Below are 21,563 nucleotides of genomic sequence, written 5' to 3' on the forward strand. Positions count from 1 at the left end.
CCCAAGAATGCGACGTAGAGTGGCCGCTCAAGACAGGAAGCTATCCGCCGTTTTAAAACCGTCCGTGGAAACGGGGTAGAACCCGTCAGTCTTCGATAGATCAACGGATTGTTTTTCTAAAGGCGTGTGGCCTTTCCAGCTTGCAGGCGGAGCATCGTAGACGAATATTCGATACAACCTGGATACTCGTCGTCCGCGGGAGTCATTAAGATGATCAAGAGCAAGATGAAGAACTTTTTCCGCCGCAACGGCAGGGGGAAGCGCTCCGAAGATCGAACGTGATCGCTTCAGAAAGAAACCGGCATCCAACATTACCGCCGTCAAAGTGGGGGAAACATGGCGAAGAAGATCAGCCACTTTCCCACCAGGGGAAGAGTTGCCCCCGGGTTCGGCGTACCCTGGATCATTGAGGGAAGACTTACTGCCGGGGGCGGATGACTGGTCAACCATAATAAAACCTGTTTTCTTCTTCAAGCTTCTCCGAGAACGTTCATTGCCCCAAGTGACAAGGCAATTAAATCTCGCAAGTTCCAGAAGCCCAACCCTGCCACCAAATTGCAGTAACGTCTGTCAGCCAAAGGATGCAGTTGATGTAAGAGATCAGCTACCCCCCAACTCCGCCGCCGCAACAATCATCCCTGTAGGAGCGGCTGGGCGGCACTCCGCTTCAGCCGCGATCGGTTTCCCCGCCAACCTGCAAAACCCTGGCCGGCACGCCCACCACGGTGACGTTATCCGGGATATTCGAGACCACGGCCGCCCCGGCGCCGACCACCACGCCCCCGGCGAGATTCGCCTTTGAACTCCGGCACTCAGCGACCGCAGCCTCGGCACGGGAGCATCCCTTTGAGGCACAAATCTAGCGGCCACCGTGCACCCCCAACCTGTGAAGCAAGTTAGGCCCCGGAAGGGTCCAGATACCCAGCCTGCGCCAGACAAAGAACAAAGCGATGAGATTCTGAGTGACCAGAACGAACGCCAAAGCGAGAGCGGCCCCAAGTGCACCAAACAGTTGAGGCAGCAGGAAGAAGCCAGCCAGCCCGAGGCTATTGCACAAAAGAGCGATATTACGCATCAGCCGCTCGTGGCCGGTCATGTTGAGCAGAAAGCCCACCGAGCCAGTGGCTACATTCACCAATTGCGCCAGGGCGATAATGCGCAAAAGGTTAGCTCCCTGTCGAAACTCATCGCCAAACCAACCGAGCACCCAGCCTGGGGCCACCAGGCAAAGTACCAATAAGGGCGCGGCGATCACCAAACCCAACAAAGCCCCTTGCCGCGCCAGCCTACCCAGAGCGCTCAGTTCGCCACGGTGATACAGGGCCGCGAAACGCGGAGGGAAGATGGCATTGATCACAATCAGGATAAAACCAATCAACGTTGCGGTCTGCTGAGATGATTTGAACAACCCCAACTCCGCGCTGGTCAATAACCAACCTGCAATCATCAACCCCAGAACCGACTGCATGAAATTCGCGAGCCCGGTGACAAAAAAAGCCCGGGATACTGCCATAAACTGGCTCCGTGATACCGCTACGTGGATATCGTCCATCATCTGGCCCCGTCCGCACCAGGGCTGCCGACGGCACCACAACCAAGCCTGCAGCCCTCCTTGCAGGGCAACCAGCCAGGCAGCAATGGCATAAGCGTAGCCAATCACTACAAGTTGATTACCGCCAAACCAAAGGCCATAGGCAAGAATCAGAGCCCCCGCCACCAGTGCCACAGACCCATTCTCCAGCAAACATGCTGTAGCGGGCTTGCGGATACCCTTGAAAAATCCGGAGAATAAAAAGCCGAACGCATAGGGCGGTGCCGCTAGAACAATGCCGACCAGGACCGCCGCCAAACCCGGCGCTTCAAACACCCCCTCCAACCGATAGCGCAGCAACCAAATCAACGCACCGGCCACCACGCTAAGCATCAAAGTACGCTGTAGCGCCCAGCGCAAATACACCGGCACGCGATGGCTTCCAGGATCCTGACCAACATAACGCATCAAGCCATTGTCCATACCCATCCGGGCCAGGGTGCCCACGCCCAAGAGGAAGCCATACGCTAGGGCGTACACCCCCATGCCGTCCGGCCCATAAAGCCGGCCAATCACCAGTGCCAGCGCCAACGCGCCCAAAGCTGCGATCGCACGGGCCACGAAAGTGCGCATAAGGGCTTGCCCCATTTCTCCACGCATGCGCCTCAGCCCGGTACGCATAAACGTCTTGATTCGGCTCAAAGAATGCCCCTCTGAACTTGAACCGATTTAATGTCCGTCCTGACCACAAAAACAACGGATATAAGAAGGATCAGAAGTATCATGGCTACTACTAAGAGCGCATAATCCAGATTCATTGGCATAGCGATAGCGTTCTAAGACCTCTACAAAACCCTGGCCGGCACACCCACCACGGTGACGTCATCCGGAATATTAGAGACCACCGCCGCCCCTGCGCCGACCATGACATTCCGCCCAATGGCGACGCCCTGGCGAACACTGGCGCCAATACCCACCCAGGAGCCGGCGCCCACCGTCACACCACCGGCGAGGTTCGCACCCGGGCTAATGTGCACGCCCTCTTCCAAGCAACAATCGTGGTCGACGGTCGCACCGGTATTCAGAATGCATCCGGCAGCGATCCGAGTGTCCACGTTAACCACCGCACCGGCGAACACCATGCAGCCCTCGCCCAGGTGAGCGTGGGCACTGATCACCGCTGACGGATGAACCACCGTGACCAAAGGAATACCCGCCTCCCTTAACGCCGACATCTTGGCCAGGCGTGTGGCGTTGTGGCCAATCCCCACCACCGCCGCCTGAAACGAAGGGCCGCACCCGCCCAGCATCCCAGAGAACGCGCCCTCGACGGACCAGGGGCCATTACGGCTAAGCCGGGGCCAAGCGTCATCAAAGAAGCACACTTCATCCCAGCCAGCACAAAGAGCCGCATCGGCGACCACCTTCCCGTGGCCGCTGGCTCCAAGGATCGCGAGTCGTTTCATACGCCAGGGTCCGAATCGCAGCGCTCTTCGCCGGAAGAGCCAGTAAAGCGGGGCATGGTGGCTTCGCCGCCATGGCTGATACCGTCCCGCTTGATCACCTTGAGGACGGTAAGAAACAGGATCTTGATATCAAGCCAGAGAGTCCGGTTCTCAACATACCAAACATCCAGTTCGAACTTCTCCTCCCAGGAGAGCGCGTTACGGCCATTGATCTGAGCCCAACCGGTAATGCCTGGGCGAACCTCATGGCGCCGGGCTTGGCGCTCCGAATACAAAGGAAGATATTCCATCAGCAAGGGGCGCGGCCCAACAAGGCTCATGTCGCCCTTGAGCACGTTGAAGAGCTCCGGCAGCTCATCCAGGCTGGTGGAACGGAGAAAGCGCCCCAAGGGCGTGAGCCGCTTTTCGTCCGGCAGCAACTCACCATTCTCGTCCCGTTCATCGGTCATGGTGCGAAACTTCATCATTTTGAAGGAGCGACCGTCCAACCCAGGGCGCTCCTGCGTGAACAGGACGGGCCCGCCAAGCTTCCAGCGCACCATTATCGCCAGCACCAGCAAGATGGGAGCCAGCAGCACCAAAGCCGCCACCGAGGCCAGAAAGTCAGAAACACGCTTCATCGGCTGAGACCGGTTGGTAGCGAAGGTCTCCTCCAGCCAGCCCACAAAAGTGCCGCCCAACGCATCGCGGTCAAAACGCTGCTGGCCCAGCTCCGAAGCAGCCCGAGACATGGCAGGCAACTTGTCCCGATGATCCGCAAGGTCAATCAGGGCATCCGCAAAGGCTCCGGCATTATCAGGGGGCACCGCAACACCTGCCCCGGATTCTTCCAAAAGCCGCTCCAACCAGCCCGGGTAGTTGTTAATGACGGGCAGCCCCGCGGAAATGTAGTCAAAGAATTTATTTGGAGAGGTGCCAAAGTAAAAGGCGGGCACGTTCGCCAGAATCTGAAGCCCGACATCGGCCCCTGCCATCAAACCCGCCAAACGCTGCTTATCAACCGGATCGTGAAAGACCACATTCGAGAGGCCTTCACGCTTGGCGCGATCCATCAGCTCAGGCTTCAGCTTGCCGTCTCCCACCAACGCCAGCTTGATATCATCGCGGCCACGGGATTTCAGCTCGGCGGCAACGTCCAGGACAGCGCCCAGGCCGTTAGCCACACCGTGGGTACCAGTGAAGATCGCGAGGAAATCCGCCTCAGCAACGCCTTCGGGCCGCCACGGGTTAGTCGCATCGGCGAAAATGTCGAAATCACAGCCATTAGGAATCATGGCAATGCGTTCCTTCGGGATGCCACGGCTCTCAATGCCCTCGGCCATGCCGGGGGCCAATGCCACCAGCCGATGCGCGGAATGGTATGAACACCACTCAAGAACGGACATCAGCCAGAGCACTACCGGGTTCTTGATCACCCCCATGGCCCTGGGCAGCTCCGGCCACAAATCACGCACTTCAAACACAAAAGCCTTGCCCCGCAGCCAGCGGGCGAAGATACCAGGTATCCCTGCTGTGAGAGGCGTTGTGGTGGCAAAAACCACGTCGTATTGCCGGGTCATGGCCACCCATATGCTCCGCAGAGCAAAGAGAAGGAACATAAGCGACCGCTTAAGAAAACCATCACTGTTGGAATAGGCAAGATCAAACTCGACAATGCTGATGCCATCCACAACACCTTCCCGGCGGCCACGCCGGAATGAAGATTCCAGCCCGGTGTTTCCACCGCCATAAGAACCACACACCATGGTCACTTCGTGGCCGGCTTTGATCAGCCTCCGCGCCATCTCATAGGAACGTATACCCGTGGAGCCTTTGGGGGTAGAAAAATGCTGGTGGAAATACAAAACGCGCATATCAAAAAGTCAACTCAGTAATCAGCTTCCCGGAGTCAGCCACTTCCACTTCCAAAACTGGAAGAGGTGTTTTTCGCGAGTAATAGCGGGATTCCCACCCCTCAACCAGCTCACAACGCACGAATGTTTGGCTAGCCTTGACCCGCAACCGGCACCCATGCCCTAGCAAGCAGACATCGCCGTCGCCGTTCGATTCCCAATGCCATTCGCCGGGGGCCAGACGCCAACGCAAAACCGCCGCTTTTTCGAAGCCGCTGATCTCATCCAGGATGGTTAAGCTATTGTCCGTCAAAGACACGCTTCGATGATGATCCACCCCTTTCCAGTCACGATACCCTGCACCGGCCCGAAGCTGACCTTGCTCATCGAAAAGGGGCACCACCGCCCTCGCCTTCGGCCAGGCGCCAAATAAAAAACGACTAAGCCGGGGCATCGCATCGCGACCATCAAACTGAACCGTATTATGCGCCTCCGAGCCCGGAAAATAGCTTTGCCACGGCTCGTCACAGTTATAGCTGTATGAGCCCGCATCTCTGAGGACGTTGAGCTCACCACGCCAGAAATCCACATGCAAGAGATCCGACTGGCCTGGCCTAAAACCAAAACGCGGATAACGGAACAAAGCCATGGTTTCCTGCTTACGCAGGACCACGTAGCCACCCTCGTCGTACTCACGAGACTCAGAATAGGACACAGAGGCTGACGGTAACTGCAACTTCAGTATGTGAAGAGGCTGGTCGTATGAGCCGGGCTTTGAATAAGCGCGCTTACCGGTAAACAACACCGACGCGAGCTGCACGGATGGCCGAACATCCCGATAGTCCGTATCCGCCAAGGGAAGCAAGAGTGCGCCGTCATTCGCCCCAAGATTTGGGGTATCAGCACCATCCGGGGAAACCATATTTCCCAACCAAGCCGTAGCGGCGGTCAACTTTCGCACCAAACCTGGCGAGAACTGTGGAAGGTCTAGAGCTCGCCTCCAAACCTCCGCCATAGAATAAGTGTCCAACATGACGCGGTGATAGTTAACGGAATACTGACTGAAGGAACCGTCCTCTTCGATCAAGCGCTTGGCCCGATTTTCCAACCACTTGCGGCCCTGCCTCATCCAACGGTGAGCATCCCGATCCTCCTCGGATAACGCCGCCAACCAGCTCCCTCCGATAAAGAGCGCCGCCGCCTCCGATGTACCGTGGTTGTTATCTTGAGCGATAGCGTACTGTATGGTCGGAGCGATACGCTTCAAATGAGCACGGAGCAACGCGATAAGCCCCTGAGCCGGCGCCCTCACCTGGCCAAGAAGACGGGCGCTCATAGCAAGATGCATGACACGGATGGACGCTTCCTGGCCACATTTCCAGTTGGCACCCAGATAAGGCGGATTCTGCTCGCACCAGTCCTGCAGCCAAGTGTTGATGCGATCCAGCGCCCCGCTATCGCCCTGCTCCGCTAGTCGCGCTAACGCAATCAGCCAATCAAAGCGGGATGCCTCCCAGACGCCTTTTATATCGCCCAAGCCATCAACAAAGTCTGGGATTTGCCACCATGGAACAGTCGGCGCAACGCCTCCGGTAATGACACTTTTGTGCCAGTCAGGCGGCCCCTGCGTAACATCAAGGCCCGCAGGCAGGCCGAACGCGGTGAGGGCTACCCCGTCATCCGCCAAGGCATTATCCAGTGGCATACAAGAAGAGCTGGCCAAGAAAAAGGGAGCGGTCGGCTGCTCCGCCGCTATTCTCTTCACCGGATTCCAGCCGAGCCGAAGCCCAAGCCGGTAAAACAACGCACGCCAGATATTAGCGGCGCCCAGCCGCAACGCCGTTTCGATCTTAAGAGGTAAAGGCCTCATTGGCTTCTTAGCTGATCAACCACATCAAGGGTGACCGAAGCCACCTCGAACAACTCGCTGACTGCTATTGGGGCACTGCCCCCGGACTCAATCGCCGACAGGAAAGCTTGGGCACATGCCTTCTGGCCTTTGTCCTGGCGCCAGAGGTTCATCTTCCTAAACCCAGACCAGCCGAACCCCTTAAGCTTCCTGAAGTTATCCAACTGCAGAACCTTGCCTGCAGCGAATACTTCAACCCGCTCTTTGGGAAAACTGGCCGCACCATTCGCCAAATAGTGGATGGTGCCGAAGGAGCCGTCGGCAAAACCCAGTGTGATGGCGGCTTTATCTTCGGTAACCGGTACACCCGGTGTATCGCCCATTCTGCGGGCCTGCACGGAAACGATCTCGGACCCTGCCAGGAACCGCATCAAATCGATAAAGTGGCAGGCCTCACCGATGATCCTGCCACCGCCGACTTCGACATCCTGAGTCCAGTGATCGGCGGGAATCGCGCCTGCGTTCATCGTCATAATAAACGACTTGGGCTCGGAAACCGGCGCCAGAAGGGATTTCATCTTCTGGACCTGAGGGGCAAAGCGGCGATTGAAACCAACCATCAGCAATGGCGCCTTGTCACCCTTATCCCGATACGCCTTCTCGACACACTCAAGATCGGCCCGATTAACCGCCAGGGGCTTTTCCACGAAAACATGCTTTCCAGCATCGAGCGCCGAAGCGACGAAATTCGCATGGGAATTATGACGCGTTACGATAGCGACCGTATTGATCTCCGGATTGGCCAGCATCCCGGCGGTATCGGTGGTTGCATGAGCAAAGCCGGCTTTCTCACCGTGAATAACCCCATTAACCCCTCCCGAGGTCGAGATGGTGTGCAACTGAGCCCTTGCATCCTTGAATGCAGGAATCAGCATTCGGGACGCGTAATTCCCAGCGCCGACAAATCCGACAACCGGCTTATCCGGGTCAATGGTCGCTGCCCCAGGAAGCGAAACAGAACGGATATTCCGGCTCTCAACATCGCTGGAGTACTTCAGAATGATACCAAGCGCTGACTTATCCGTAGTCAGAAGATCATATGCTTTGGGTGCGTCTTCGAATTCAAACCGATGAGTGATCAAGGGCTTAACATCAAGCTGCCCGCTGGCCATCATATCCAGTACGGCTTCAAAATTACGCTGCTCCGTCCAACGCACGAAGCCAAGGGGGTAGTCTATACCTTGCTCTTCATAGGAAGGATCGTAACGGCCAGGGCCATAGGAACACGACACCTGGAAAGAAAGCTCCTTTTCATAAAAATCCGAACGATTAAGATCTAGCCCGGTAACGCCAACAAGAATGATACGTCCGCGCTTACGGCTCATCTGTGCAGCCTGGATAATGGGATCACTCAGCTTAGTTGAGGCAGTTACAATAACTCCGTCGACACCATTACCACGGCTAAATGAGATTCCTTGAGCTACAGCGTTCTGCCCCTTTGAAGGATTGCAGATATCAGCACCACATTCAGCCGCCATAGCCAACTTGGAGTCATCAAAATCTATAGCGAGAACTCGACAACCATGTGCACGTAATAGCTGAACTGTCAGCAACCCGATCAAGCCAACCCCTGTTACTACAAACGACTCTCCCAGTGTAGGCTGGGCCAACCTAACGCCTTGCAACCCAATACTTGCCACCACAGTAAAAGTAGCTTCTTCGTCACTTACACAACCTGGAATTTTCGCACATAGATTCTTATTTACACGAACCGTCTCAGCGTGCGAACCATTCGATACAACCCGATCACCTTCTTTAAAGCCCGGCACACCAGGACCAACCGCTGAAACAATGCCGACATTGCAGTACCCCAAAGCTATTGGCTGGGCAAGCTTAGACCGCACTGCATCAACAGTCGTTATCAGGCCATCAGTACGAACTTTTTCAAATACCATTCGAACCTTCTCTGGCTGCTGCAGCGCTTTATCAAAATAAGATGCGCGCCCAAAATCCATGAGCATCCTTTCAGTACCTGCAGAAATGAGAGAGCGCGAAGTGCAAATATTTAAGAACCCTTCGCGGCAAGCTGGTACAGGAGCTTTTTTAAAAGAAAGTTCACCCGAGGACAGGCTCTGATATAAAGCCAACATTTCTTACGAATCCTGTATTAAAAAAGTCTCGATAGAAGAACACAGAAAATGCCCAACCACCAGATGCGCTTCCTGTATAGATGCCGTTACCTTGCTATTAACAACGAGCGCGTCATCTGGAATACCGACCATATTCCCTCCATCATTACCCAAAATACCTAACGTGTAACAGCCTATATTTTTTCCCGCCTCCAAAGCCAAAGCAACATTCTTACTATTACCCGAAGTACTAATCCCGACAAGGGCATCTCGACCGGAAACCAACGCACTAACTTGTCGCTCGAAAATCGTCTCAAACCCGATATCGTTACAATGAGCAGTGAGAAGAGAGGAATCAGTAGTAAGCGCTACTGACCGTACCGGAGGGCGATCCAGCCTATACCTAACCATAAGCTCCGCAGCGTAATGCTGACAATCAGCCGCACTACCACCATTTCCACACCAATATATCGTACCTCCGGCATCAACAACCTCTATAAGTTTCTTGGAAACAGCAACACAATGATTCTTGATAGCAACAACCGAATCGAGCGCCTGCAAATGTTGACAAATGGCTTGATCAAAATCACTTTCTAAATTCATTTCATACCGCCCACACGGGAAATTTCACTAAGAACCATATCTACCGATATCGAATCCATACAAACAGGATTTCCACAACCAGTTATAAATCCGCGCCTGTAGCAGGGCGAACATTCCATGTTAGATGAAACAACAATTAAGTCCCGCGAATAAACGCCTGTATGCATAGGATCTGTTGGTCCATAGAGCCCAATGACTTTAGTTCCTACAGCTCCAGCCATGTGAGAAACACCATTACAATTTGATACAACAACATCACAACCAGCAAGAAAATCTAACGTCTGAGGAATTCCCATCGAACCCGCAATATTAACAACATTAGAGCGGTCATTGTAACTTGCTATCTCTTCCCCCAAAGCAGCCTCTTCCGGGCCACCAACCACATAAACAGGAAGATTAAAATTCTTATTTATTTCGTGGATCAAATTTGAATATTTTTCAGGCGACCAACGCTTATGCTTTTCTATCTGCCCAGAGCCTGGCGCTATGGCCACTCTCTTTAGCGCGCCCGCTGATTCAAGTCTATAACTTCTCTTTTTTTTGTCCCAAGAAAAAAGCGCATCATCGATATCATAACCAAACCATTGCAGAACCTTGCAATTCTCTATAACTTTGTGCTCTTTAGTGGCCCTAAAATTATACGTATTCAAAAATGAAAGGCGCCCCTTCCAGCCAATTCTTTGAGGCACCAAAAGAAAAATAGATAACAATGAATACAACGCCGTATTAACACCGTACTGAGAAAAAACCACCCCAGGCTTTTTTCTTTTTACCCAACGCCATAACCTAAAAGCTCTCCTGATCAACGTTTCTTTTTGGCCAGAGAGCGAAAAACACTCCAATTGACTTTGATCAAGAAAATATTTCGCGATTTCCACCGAAGCAAGGTCTTTCACGATTAAAACTAGTTTAACTTCTTTATACTGGAGGTAGCTGAGAACTGGCAACATCATAACGAAGTCACCAATACCGTGCGTGCATACAAACAAGGCTTTATTCGGACGATCGCTCATATCTTATTTATCTTCATGATAGAAATGGGGCCACCAGGCTTCCAAATCACCCACCTTGACCGAAACCCGAAGGACATCCCTTTTGTAGTAATCAATAAGAAATTTTTTATCTTCCTCTTTAATAGGCTTATAACTTTTGGTGGAAGAATTTGCTTTTCTAATAAATGAGATCATTCTTTTCCTGCTTCTTTCAGGAATTATTATCTTGGCCAATCTTTTTAAAGGGGAATCTTTATATAATGCTCTTGCCAGCCCCGGCACTAGCGCGACCTTTGCAGAATTAGTAATTTCTTTATCGGGAATCTCGGTGCAGTTTACCCCTATGAAATTGAACACTTTTTCTAGCACATATTCTCTTTGCGAAAGGTATTGCTCATGTAAAATAATCAATAAGTTTTCGCTTCCGAATAAACGTTCAAGCCTAGATATTTGTTCAAAGTAAAGCCCCTTTGCAAGATAGCTCTTGTGCCTATCAACATCTACCCCTTTGATCTCCCGTTCTATAGCTTCTCTAAAATTCGTTTTTCTTTCCGCTCCACGATATCGCTGATACCAGAATGAGGAATAAGCTCGACTAACTGGTTCACGAAGAAGTATGATCAACTTCGTATTCTCGTTGTGTTCTCTCAGCCTTCTCGCTGCTTCAGGCTCATAACAGATACCTACATTCTTCGCCACAACCAGGTGATTTCCAGAAGGAATGTCACCAAATTCATCATAAAAACAGGCTGAGAAAGACCGTTTAAACCGACTCTCAGGCAGAAAGTATGAAAATTCCGGATCATAATTCGTGACTTGCTCCCCCTTAAATTTTCCAGGTATAGCAACATTTTCATGCTTGCCTATATCGCTGAGCAAAGCACTAGTGCCAGCTTTCTCTACCCCTACAATCATTACATCTATCAGATCTTTCATCGTTACTCCGATGACCTATCCAACCAAGACGTCAAATCTCTACCTAAGAGCTCTGACAGTCGCTCTAAATCATTACGGTAAAAAACCTTTAGATTATTGAATTGCTGATCACTAATAGGAGGATACTCATTCTCTTGGTATTTATTCATAATTCCAATAGTTATTTTTCTTTTTATACCAAATGGAACAAAAATTCTAACCAGCCTTTTCACCATCTTATTTCCAGCCAGCTTTAGTAATTTTCTATAAAACTCATTATTATTCATTCCGCCTTTATTGTGAACTATAAAGTCGGCACCCGAGCTGGGCTTTTCCAATCCAAAAAAGTCAAAACACTCACCGCAAACTCTTTCAGGATCACTTTTAAGGTCGTCATAAGTTAAAACTAAAACGTTTTTTTGCCCAAAAATATCTATATAATTTTTAACCTTTTCATAGTATAGGCCGTAGTTCGCGTAATGTAGCTCAAATCTAGCTCCACATTGTATTCTCTCTCGCTCTTTTACCAGAGCTTCATCGAAAGAAAGTTCCTCCGTACCCTCCCTCACCCTGTGCCAATAATCAGAGTAGGCTCTAAATATTGGATTCCTAAGTATTATAATTATTTTCATATCGGGGTTCATTTTATAAATCTGTCCAGGTGCTTCACGTGAATACAGATAGGAGACAGATTTCTCACCTGCTATAATATTTGACGGGATATTATTAAATAGGCTTAAGTACCGATCTTGAGATTCGATTTGGAGGCCTGCGTTTTCATATTCGCCAAAAAACTCAAGCCCTTCCGAAACGACTCGGATTTTTGGGTGCGCATTGAGGTACCTCGATAGCGAGGTCGTACCACTTTTCGCTCCCCCTACTATTAAAAAATCAGGCTTTCTCATTAACGCCTCCAAATGATTTTAATGGCCCCACGACCATAGCTGAGAAAAGAAGCCCGAATACCATAAAATAAATACCGCCGACAGAGCCTCTCAGAACCAACACGCTGGTAACGATGAAGTAGGAAAAAAATACCGATCTGGCGTATGACGAGGATTTTTTTATGTAGACGTTAGCGATGTATAAACCGAGAATAACAAAAAATGGGAAAAACAAGATTCCAGGTATAGCGCCAAAACTGAGCGCAAATAAGCCGATTATTCCGGGGGGCATGTTACCCGCTCGAGCCTCATTCGAAGCCCCGATATCTTTAGCAAACATTGCGGGTATACCTTCAGGTTTTAAGCCGTATGAAATAGACTCGGGAATTGGTAAGAAAATGATACGCCGGATAACAGCAAGTGGATACAAGATATCTTCTTGATCGTTAAGCTTTATAGCTTCAAGCGATGCCCTATAGAAGTAGGTCGTATCCCCACGCCTAAAAAGTTCAGAATTTTCCGATGAACGCTCATATAAAGTAGCCAGAAAATTTTCACTTTCTTCGACACTCATATTTCTACCGTATTGCCATGCATACAAAAATGCAAAGCACAAAAGTAGAATAGCCAATGTCTTTTTTGTCACCACGATCTTGCCTTTCATATCGTAGTGCCCAGCCAAAAAACCAGACATGAGAAACAAGACCCATTTTCTACCGCCTGACACTGAAATCAATGCGAGGATAGTGGCGTACACTAAAATAGAAAGCACCTTGTTTGGAAAGCCCCTTTTATAGTCATAGTATGCATAAGGCGCAACCAATGAAAAAAGGTATAATCCAACATTTAGATAAAAACTATCTACAGTTCCTTCGGCAAACCATGCGAATCTTGCTGCGGAAGCAAGATCTTTTATTGACATTCCAGTTCCGAAGATATAAACCGCTCCACCAGCCAGAACGCCTACGCCCAAAGCATAATGTAGGCGCTGCTCTTTATATCCAGTAACCAAGGTTTTTTTAACTCTCTCCTTTTTTCTCCAAAAAAGGGAAAGGGCAAAGAATGAAAGGGAAAGAAGCAGAACATACATCGAATATAGAAAATAGACGTCATCATTCGTTATGACATGATCATAGCCCCACCTTATTGTGTAGGCATAGCCACCGATATTGCTAATCAACGGCACAAAGATATACAGTATCCCGAACAAGACGCCAAAGTACGTAAAACAAGCGTAGCCATACATGCTTTTCCTATAAAATATATAGCAGGAAAAAAGCATCAAAATGAGACTTAGAGACAGTATAGCGCTACTAACAAACACGTTGGTTCCTACTCTTTCTTTATGGATTGCAGCATACCTGCAACATCGAGAACCTGTTTACCATTAAAATCCAAATCACGAAATTCTTTATGGGCCACAAGAACAACTACAATATCTGCTTGACTCAACCCTTCTTCTATATCAACTAGATGACCTTCGATGTTGGAACCATCAATCTTAGCATGAGGATCACATACATACAGACTTCCTTCATGAATCGCAGCCAAATTATTAATGATCTCCAATGAGGGGCTTTCTCTCATATCGCCCACATCCGCTTTATATGTAGCGCCTAGACACAAAATATTGATATCGCTCTTTTTGGCTGCTCCCGCGCTAATCTTATCGACCATCTCCATGATTTTTTTTACGACCCAAGCGGGCTTCGAGGAATTAACACGACGAGCTGCCGTTATGAGATTGCTTTGGTCAGGGTTATTAGAGGCTATAAACCATGGGTCTACTGCAATACAATGCCCTCCAACGCCGGGGCCTGGCTGCAGAATATTCACTCTTGGGTGTCTGTTCGCCATCGAGATCAATTCCCAAACATCAATGCCAGATCTATCGCAGATCATTGACAGTTCATTGGCAAATGCAATATTTACATCCCTAAACGCATTCTCAGTCAGCTTTGCCATCTCAGCTGTTTTTGCATCAGTTATAAGAAAGTCGCCTCTTACAAATGTTTTGTAGAGATTGCACGCAGCCGCGCTGCATCTCGAAGTCATCCCACCAACAATTCTGTCATTTTCCACTAACTCATGCATAATACGTCCGGGAAGTACACGTTCCGGACAATGTGCCAGATTAATGTCGGCATCCTCACCGACACATTGTGGGAATGTCAGGTCAGGTCTCGCTTGCTTTAACCAGTTCGCCAGAATCTCCGTCGCTCCTACCGGCGAAGTCGATTCTAAGATGACAAGATTCCCTTTTTCTAGAACTGGTGCAATAGAATCAGCAGCCGATTTTATATAGCTTAAGTCAGGAGTCGGTATTTCACCTTCTTTTTGTCCTTTTTTAAAAGGCGTAGGCACTGCCACAAGAAAAGCTTGTGCCGGTTCCGGACGTGTAGTGGCCAGCAAATAACCTTCTCTTACAGCTGCCCGCACCGTAATATCTAATTCCGGCTCATCAATATGAATCTCGCCGCGATTAATAGTTTCTACGGCATCCTGATTGATATCCACGCCTATCACCTTCTTACGACGAGAGGCAAACATTGCAGCCGTAGGCAATCCGATATATCCCAGTCCGACTACACAGATCGTATCAAATCTCATATGATTCCCTGCTTTAGTGGCAATATTGCTTCTATCAATGTCCGCAGACAGAAAGTCTGTTAGCTATAAGGACTGACCTTCACTACTCATAAGAGAGACTTAGCAATATGGTCGGCAATTTGTTCGGAGGCTGTGCCGTCTCCATATGGATTATGCGCCCTGCTCATCTCTTCCCAAACGCCATGTTCAGTCAGTAAACGGTGCGTTTCATTGAAAATACGGTCGCTTTTGGTTCCTATAATTTTAACGGTACCCGCAGAGACAGCATCAGGCCGCTCAGTAGTGTCCCGCATTACAAGAACAGGTTTACCTAAGGAGGGAGCTTCTTCTTGAATGCCGCCAGAATCAGTAAGAATCAGCCGTGCATTCATCATTAACCACACAAAGGGCAGATAATCTTGCGGTGGAACCAAATGTACGTTACTGAAGCTTTTCAGAAATCGATTGACCGGTTCCTGCACGTTCGGGTTTAGATGTACCGGATATACGAATTCTTTATCCTTGTGCACTTCTGCCAACTTAGCGATAGCTTGGCAAATCCGCTCAAACCCCCCGCCGAAACTTTCTCGCCGGTGGCCAGTTATTAAAATGAGATGGCGCTCCAGACCGTAAGGCAGTTGCTCCTTCAGATCCGCACATAGTCCATCGTCACTTTCGATTTTTTCTTTCACCCATAGAAGGGCATCAATAACCGTATTGCCGGTCACTTTTACGGCATCTTCGCTGATGCCCTCCCCTAGTAAGGCCTGACGCGCCGTATTGGTAGGCGCGAAGTGGAGCCGCGCCAGATTTCCAGTCAACTTACGATTGGCTTCCTCCGGCCAAGGGGATAAGAGATTTCCTGTCCGTAGCCCCGCCTCCACATGGCCTATAGGGATTTTCTGATAGAACGCGGCCAACGAGGCAGCCACGGTTGTGGTGGTGTCACCGTGCACTAGGACCATATCCGGCTTTTCATCCTGAAGAATACCTCTCAGGCCTAGGAGGATACGGGAGGTAATATCGTAGAGATCCTGGCCCGGGGCCATTATATTTAGATCGTGATGCGGCGTTAGCCCGAAAAGTCTCAAAACTTGATCCAACATTTCCCTATGCTGGGCTGTCACGCAAAGGCGGCTTTCGAAACGGGGATCGGTATCGAGTTGCTTGACCACGGGGGCCATCTTGATCGCCTCAGGGCGTGTTCCGAAAATGCTCAGTACTTTTTTAGTCATGGGTCCTTGCCGCTATTCAGATTTTGGGCGCGACTGAATGGCCACGCTGTGTATACGAGAATTTGATCGGAGAATAGAAATTCTTTTCGCGGCTAAAGCCACTCCTACGAGGGTCAGCGCGGTGAAAAGATGTCGACGCAATATGTAGATATTGGTTTTGCGCGTATGCTAGCGGGCAGGTCTTTAGCGAGGTGCCACCCGGCGCGCTGATTCACGCGGGTGGCTTGATCCTAGTTAGTACTTTCGTATTTGTAGTTATAGTAACCGTATTCGTTACTGGCACGCCGTTCAATGCAGTTCAAGATTGCACCTTTGATCTCCACCTTGTTCTGCTCGAAGCGGTTGAAGGTAACATCCACTTCTTTCACCGAGTTCTGGCCGTAGCGGGTCACGATCAGACTGGTGCCGGCCAGTTGGCCGATGATGGCGGCGTCGGTCACCGCCAGGATCGGTGGCGTATCCACCAGCACCAGGTCGTATTGCTCGGAAAGGCGCTCCATAAGCTGCTTGAAGCGAGGGTGCATAAGCAGTTCCGCCGGGTTCGGTGGCACCTGCCCGCGCGGGATGAAGTGCAGGTTCTCCACCTTGGTATCGTGGATGATTTCGCTCTCCTGCGCTTGGTCGGCGAGCCAGTCCGAGAGGCCTTTGTCATTCTGGTTCTCGAAGTAGCGGTGCAGGTGGCCCTTGCGCATGTCCGCATCCACCACGATAACCTTCTGTCCAACCTGAGCCAGCACAGCGGCGAGATTGGCGCTGATAAAGGATTTACCGACCTCCGGGCTTGGGCCAGAGATCATCATGACTTTGTTTTCTGCTTCCAGCATGGCGAAGTGCAGACTGGTCCGCAGACTTCTCAGGGCCTCCACCGCCAGGTCTGCCGGATCATCTTGAGCCAGTAAGGGAATGGCCTCATGACGGCCGCGACGGCGGCGGCGCATCAAGGCCACCAGGCGATCAAGCTTCTGTTGATGCTCGGAAAGCGGCACCGCAGCGTATACCGGGATACCCTGCTCTTCCAATTGATCGGGACTTTGGATACCTCGATGCAGGGCTGCATGCAGTAGCACATAGCCCACCGCCCCCATCAAACCCAGCAACGCAGAGAGAGCCGCCAAAAGGCCTGTTCTGGGCTTTACCGGATCGGGTTGGACCAGCGCCTCATCAATGATGCGCACATTCCCTACCGTACTGGCTTTCATGATACGCAGCTCCTGAACCTTATTGAGGAGGCCCACGTAGATCTGCTGATTCACCTCGACATCGCGCATCATGCGAAGCACTTCCTGCTGTGTCTCCGGCAGATTCTTGATCTGCGACTCGATCTGCTCTTTTTCCTGCAAGAGAGACTGGCGCTGTTGGAGTAGCGTCCGATAGGCTGGGTGCGATTGGGTGAAGCGTGCGGAAATCTCGCTTTCCTTGATCTTTAATTCGTTGAGCTTAGCCTCAATACCTACCAGCCGCTCCAGGACAGACTGCGTTTCAAGACTCAGGTCCACGGATTCACTTTTCAGGCGATACTTATTGAGCTGCTCTTCGGCACTGGTCAGCTTTTCCTTGATCTCCGGAAGCTGCTCGTCAAGAAAATCGAGGCTCTTTTCCGCTTCCGCGGCGTTGCGCTGGATGTTTTGGGTTTGGTATGTCTGGGCAACGGCGTCCAATACTTCGAGGATCCGCTGTGGTCTTGGCCCGGTCAGGCTCATACTAATGATGCCAGTGTCCCGGCCTTGCTCGCTGACACTTAAACGAGCCCGCAGGTTATTAATGGCCGTCAGTCTATCTTGACGGATCAATACGAGAGCTTCTTCGCCGGGTTGCCATTCAGCAAGAGAAAGGCGAACTCGACCGTCTTCACTGACCAAAGGCTCCGAGGGGTTACCTTTTGCGATCAGCGCCCCTTCATAAAAAAGAGCGGCGTCGCCGTTCTCCGCCGCTTTCAGGGTAAACGCCTCCCCCTGCCATTTTTCGGGCACGGTGAAGCTTTCGACGGTGACGAAGGTTTCACTGTCGCGGTATCCGGCGAATAGAGGGCGTGGTGCAAACTCAGGAGCGGGGTCAGGTGCACCAAACCGCCCGACTAACGGCAGGCGGTCTGGCTCAACACTAATCGTCATATTGAACTGATCGACGACCTGGCCCAGGACCAAGCGGGAGCGGATGATCTGAATTTCCGCGTCGGAGGACGACTCCTCCGCGAACATCTCGCTCAGTTCTTCAAAACCAGGCAGACCAGATTGCTTCTTTTCGACCTGGAGCAGGGCATCCGACTTATAAATAGGAGTCGCCATAAAGGCATAGCCAAGCCCCAGGAGCAGAGCCAGCAAAGTCGTTCCGAAAATCAGCCAAACATTGTCCACCAACAGGGCCCAAAGACGCTGCAGATCAATCTCGTCATCCGTTACATTGAACCGCTTATTAGTGCCTTGCTGGTCACTCATACCCTGCTTTTCCTCATCATTATACTTTCCGCAGCCAGCCTTCCACGGCCTGGCTCATCATCGGGTAAATCCGCTCGAACACTTCCCTGCCCCGTCGGTAGGGGTCGGGAATGTCCTGCCCGCCGTTCCAATGGCTGAGCAGGAAGGTTTTACCGCTGGCTTCCGGGAACCGCTGGATGATGCGGTCCCGTTGGCGGGCTTCCATCACCAGGATCAGCTCCGCTTCACGGCAGTGCAGGCTCTCCAGCTTGCGCGCCTTGTGGGGTGGGCACGTCAAGCCGTTGGCCTGGGCCACCTCCCGGGCGGTGGCGTCCATGTCGTGGCCTTCCAGGCCCACCAGGCCGGCGGATGCCACGGTCTTTTCCGGCCGGGCGGCCTGAAGCATGGCCGCCACGGTGGGGCTGCGGCAGATGTTGCCGTCGCAGACCACCAGGATCCGTTCAAACATCAGAGGCCGGTCTCTTCCAGTTCGCTGTCCGCCCGGGCCGCGAAGAAGATGGCCTGGGTGGTGGGCAGCAGATTCTGGATCACGCGGTTCCAGCGCGCGATGGGCGCGGTGGTGACGTAGACGATGTCCCGTTGTTCGAGCGGGAAGTTGTCCGCCAGCACCAGCGCCGTGGCGTTCTTGGCATTCAGCTGGTAGACGTCGATCAGGTGCTCGCTGCCCTCCGGCGCCCGGCGCATCACGAAGATGCCGGAGGCATCGGCGGTTTGCTTCATGAAGCCGCCGCTGGCGGAGAGCGCCTCGGCCAGGCTCAGGCCGGTGCGGGTCATGGGGATGGGCTGCGGCTCCATCACCTCACCCAGCACGAACACCTTGTTGTCGTCGTTGCGGGCCACGTGCACCACGTCGCCGGGCTTGAGCAGCACGTTCTGGCTCTTGTCGCCGCTTTCGTAGATGGCGCGCAGGCTCAGAGTGTATTCCTTGCCGTCCCGGCTCAGGGTGACGTTGCTCCAGTTGGCCTGCTCACTGAGGCCGCCGGCGGCGTTCACCGCGTCCAGCAGCCGGGTGGGCACATTGGTCACCGGGAAGGCGCCCGGCTGGGTGACCGCGCCGGTGACGTACAGGCGCTGGCTGCGGAAGGCGGCCACGGAGACGTCCACCTGGGGATTCTCGATGTATTCGGCGATGCGGTCGGCGATTACGTCGCGGATCTCGGTGACGCGCATGCCCGCCACGTGGATCTTGCCCACGTAGGGGTAAAAGATGGTGCCGTCGTTGTGCACCCAGTTGCCGGCTTCCTGGGCGCTGCGCATGGAGCCGGCGGGGATGGTCAGCTCCGGATGGTCCCAGATGGTGATCTGCAGTACGTCACCGGGGCCCACTTCGTAGTCGTAGTTGGCCGGCTCCTGCATCAGGCTGGGGTCCGGGTTGGCCAGGGTGCGCTGCTGGGGGTTGGTGAGCACCGCGGTGCTGATCTGGTGCACTTCCACCACGTCCGGCAGGGCCGCCGCGTCGGCGCCTTCATCCTCGCTGAACCAGCCCGGGGAGTTGGAATAGTGAGGCCCCGGGGCGAAGGCGCAGCCGGTGAGGGCAATGAGCCCGGCGAGGGCAATGGGCAGTTTGATTGTTTTCATAGATCGGGAACTGACTCTGTTGGTTACCAGGCGAAGGTGCGTTGCCACCGCGCCATGGCGGTCACTTGTTCTCGTTCACCGTCGAAGGTATCGATGGTGTCGTCGGAGGCGGCCACGGACCAGCTCATGCGGCCCCCCAGCAAACCGTGTTCCAGGCGCAGCTCGGTGACCACCACGTCCTGTTCGTCGCTGGCCTGCAGGATCTCGGCGCCGCCGTCGGCGATTTCCGTTCGCTTGCCGCCCTTGGCGTTCAGGGTGGCCGCGGTGACGGAGCCGGTGAGCACCACGCCGTTGCGGAAGAACTGCTGGCCGCCCAGGGTCAGGGTGCGGGCGTCGCCTTCGTAGGTGGTGGCCAGGTTGCGGCCGTAATAGCGGAAGCCGCTTTTGTAGGTGCCGTGTTCATAGGCGGTGTTGTAGCGGGCGTCGCTGAAGGTGCGGCCGGCCACGGTGTCGCTGCCTTCCAGGAAGAAGCGCTGGCTGCCCTCCCCCAGGCCGGTGAGCACGTCCACGCCGAGTTGGGTGGAGAACTTGGACGGCAGGCCGCCGGCTTCGTCCTCGCCCATGGCCTGACCATACAGGCCAGTGGGCACGCCGAACACCGGGAAGCTGGCGCGGAAATCCAGGCCGGCCACCTGGTTGCTGGGGTCCTGGCCATCGGCGAAGCCGGTGGTCTGGCCGTTGTCCTTGCCGATCAGGGCGTCGCTGAACGAGTCCCAGCCGTCCGGGCGGCCCTCGCCACCCCATTGGAACAGCCGGGTCAGGCCGATCTGCAGGAAGCCCGCCGGGCGGAAGGTAAAGCGGCCGCCCACCAGCTTGGTGTCGGGCACGGCGCGGTCCTGTTCCAGCTGGCCGACGAAGCCTTGCAGGTCCCAGGGGCCGATCCAGGACAGCCAGCGGGACTCCGGCGCGTAGGGGGTTTGCCGGGCGAACCAGGCGCCGGCCACCGGGCGGGCGTTGTTGGACCAGGCCAGGGAGCTTTGCCAGCCGGGGCCCCACCAGCGGTCGATGGCGCCGGCGCCGAGCTGCCAGTTGCCGAAGCGGCCGGCCACGTAGCTGCCGTCCAGGCGGGCTTCCCGGTCTTCGCGGTTGTTGTGCACGTACTGGGCGCGAACCCGGGCGGCGAAGCGCCGGCCGGTGACGCTCACCGCCGCGGCGGCGTCGGCTTCGCCCCGGGGCTGCTCGCCGTAGTGGCGGAACAGGGGCTCCTCGTTGGCGCCACCCAGGCTCACCGTGGCGGTGCGGCCCTGGTTCTTGGCGCGGTCCAGCCGGGCGCGCAGCCAGGCGGCGTGGTCCGTGGCCTGGCAGGCTTCACTGGCGCCGTTGAGGCCCCGGGCCACGGCGGACCAGTTCACCGGCCAGGTGAGCGTGAGGCCCTCGAAGCAGCCCAGGGCGGAGAGCGCCTCGATGTGATGGCGGGCACGCAGGTCGCCGGTCTCGACCCAAGGCGCGGCGGCGGCACTGCCGGCGGCGCACAGAAGGGTGACCAGGGCCAGGCGCTTCAATGTCGTGGGGGGAGTCGGCACTG

At 53.4% G+C, this 21,563-nt stretch carries 17 protein-coding genes; all 17 read right to left on the bottom strand.

Annotation, left to right across the window (positions count from 1 at the left end; all coding sequences use genetic code 11):
- Positions 1 to 27: 27 nt before the first annotated feature.
- The 17 genes from HMJ39_RS08730 to HMJ39_RS08810 all read right to left on the bottom strand — a co-directional run bounded on the left by HMJ39_RS08730 (position 28) and on the right by HMJ39_RS08810 (position 21,561).
- A complete protein-coding gene (locus HMJ39_RS08730; RefSeq protein WP_194297005.1) occupies positions 28 to 474 on the bottom strand; it encodes a hypothetical protein in 447 nt (148 codons plus the stop codon).
- Between the two features lie 385 nt (positions 475 to 859).
- Positions 860 to 2,164, bottom strand: a complete 1,305-nt coding sequence (locus tag HMJ39_RS08735; protein ID WP_228462250.1) for a lipopolysaccharide biosynthesis protein — start codon at positions 2,162 to 2,164, stop codon at positions 860 to 862.
- A gap of 212 nt (positions 2,165 to 2,376) precedes the next feature.
- The gene (locus tag HMJ39_RS08740) at positions 2,377 to 2,997 is read right to left on the bottom strand and encodes an acetyltransferase (RefSeq protein ID WP_194297007.1); all 621 of its coding nucleotides are present in this window, start codon (positions 2,995 to 2,997) and stop codon (positions 2,377 to 2,379) included.
- On the bottom strand, positions 2,994 to 4,850 hold the full coding sequence (locus HMJ39_RS19230; RefSeq protein ID WP_194297008.1) for a sugar transferase: 1,857 nt from the start codon (positions 4,848 to 4,850) through the stop codon (positions 2,994 to 2,996). Before HMJ39_RS19230 ends, HMJ39_RS08740 begins: the two co-directional genes overlap by 4 nt.
- A gap of 1 nt (position 4,851) precedes the next feature.
- On the bottom strand, positions 4,852 to 6,699 hold the full coding sequence (locus HMJ39_RS08750) for a heparinase II/III family protein (protein WP_194297009.1): 1,848 nt from the start codon (positions 6,697 to 6,699) through the stop codon (positions 4,852 to 4,854).
- Entirely contained in the window at positions 6,696 to 8,828 is a 2,133-nt protein-coding gene (locus HMJ39_RS08755; protein WP_194297010.1) for a bi-domain-containing oxidoreductase, read from the bottom strand. Before HMJ39_RS08755 ends, HMJ39_RS08750 begins: the two co-directional genes overlap by 4 nt.
- Before the next feature lie 3 nt (positions 8,829 to 8,831).
- The gene (locus tag HMJ39_RS08760; RefSeq protein WP_194297011.1) at positions 8,832 to 9,410 is read right to left on the bottom strand and encodes an SIS domain-containing protein; all 579 of its coding nucleotides are present in this window, start codon (positions 9,408 to 9,410) and stop codon (positions 8,832 to 8,834) included.
- The gene (locus HMJ39_RS08765; RefSeq protein WP_194297012.1) at positions 9,407 to 10,423 is read right to left on the bottom strand and encodes a glycosyltransferase family 9 protein; all 1,017 of its coding nucleotides are present in this window, start codon (positions 10,421 to 10,423) and stop codon (positions 9,407 to 9,409) included. The genes HMJ39_RS08760 and HMJ39_RS08765 overlap by 4 nt, the downstream gene beginning before the upstream one ends.
- 3 nt (positions 10,424 to 10,426) lie before the next feature.
- Positions 10,427 to 11,338, bottom strand: a complete 912-nt coding sequence (locus tag HMJ39_RS08770) for a sulfotransferase domain-containing protein (protein ID WP_194297013.1) — start codon at positions 11,336 to 11,338, stop codon at positions 10,427 to 10,429.
- Between the two features lie 2 nt (positions 11,339 to 11,340).
- On the bottom strand, positions 11,341 to 12,222 hold the full coding sequence (locus HMJ39_RS08775; RefSeq protein WP_194297014.1) for a sulfotransferase domain-containing protein: 882 nt from the start codon (positions 12,220 to 12,222) through the stop codon (positions 11,341 to 11,343).
- Positions 12,209 to 13,447, bottom strand: a complete 1,239-nt coding sequence (locus tag HMJ39_RS08780; protein ID WP_194297015.1) for a hypothetical protein — start codon at positions 13,445 to 13,447, stop codon at positions 12,209 to 12,211. Before HMJ39_RS08780 ends, HMJ39_RS08775 begins: the two co-directional genes overlap by 14 nt.
- Positions 13,448 to 13,533: 86 nt before the next feature.
- Complete coding sequence (wecC, locus tag HMJ39_RS08785) at positions 13,534 to 14,811, bottom strand: UDP-N-acetyl-D-mannosamine dehydrogenase (RefSeq protein ID WP_194297016.1); 1,278 nt, start codon at positions 14,809 to 14,811, stop codon at positions 13,534 to 13,536.
- Positions 14,812 to 14,897: 86 nt separating this feature from the next.
- Positions 14,898 to 16,025, bottom strand: a complete 1,128-nt coding sequence (gene wecB, locus HMJ39_RS08790; protein ID WP_194297017.1) for a non-hydrolyzing UDP-N-acetylglucosamine 2-epimerase — start codon at positions 16,023 to 16,025, stop codon at positions 14,898 to 14,900.
- Positions 16,026 to 16,255: 230 nt separating this feature from the next.
- Positions 16,256 to 18,460 (bottom strand): polysaccharide biosynthesis tyrosine autokinase, encoded by a 2,205-nt coding sequence (locus tag HMJ39_RS08795; protein WP_194297018.1) that lies wholly within the window; start codon positions 18,458 to 18,460, stop codon positions 16,256 to 16,258.
- 19 nt (positions 18,461 to 18,479) lie between these two features.
- Positions 18,480 to 18,908 carry a low molecular weight protein-tyrosine-phosphatase gene (locus HMJ39_RS08800; RefSeq protein ID WP_194297019.1) on the bottom strand — a complete coding sequence of 143 codons (429 nt, stop codon included), beginning with the start codon at positions 18,906 to 18,908 and terminating at the stop codon, positions 18,480 to 18,482.
- Positions 18,908 to 20,038, bottom strand: coding sequence for a polysaccharide export protein (locus tag HMJ39_RS08805; protein WP_194297020.1), 1,131 nt, complete (start codon positions 20,036 to 20,038; stop codon positions 18,908 to 18,910). The genes HMJ39_RS08800 and HMJ39_RS08805 overlap by 1 nt, the downstream gene beginning before the upstream one ends.
- 23 nt (positions 20,039 to 20,061) lie before the next feature.
- Positions 20,062 to 21,561, bottom strand: a complete 1,500-nt coding sequence (locus tag HMJ39_RS08810) for a capsule assembly Wzi family protein (RefSeq protein ID WP_323370872.1) — start codon at positions 21,559 to 21,561, stop codon at positions 20,062 to 20,064.
- Between the last annotated feature and the right edge of the window lie 2 nt (positions 21,562 to 21,563).

The organism is Alloalcanivorax profundimaris (assembly GCF_015265435.1).
In the GTDB taxonomy this organism is placed as follows: domain Bacteria; phylum Pseudomonadota; class Gammaproteobacteria; order Pseudomonadales; family Alcanivoracaceae; genus Alloalcanivorax; species Alloalcanivorax profundimaris.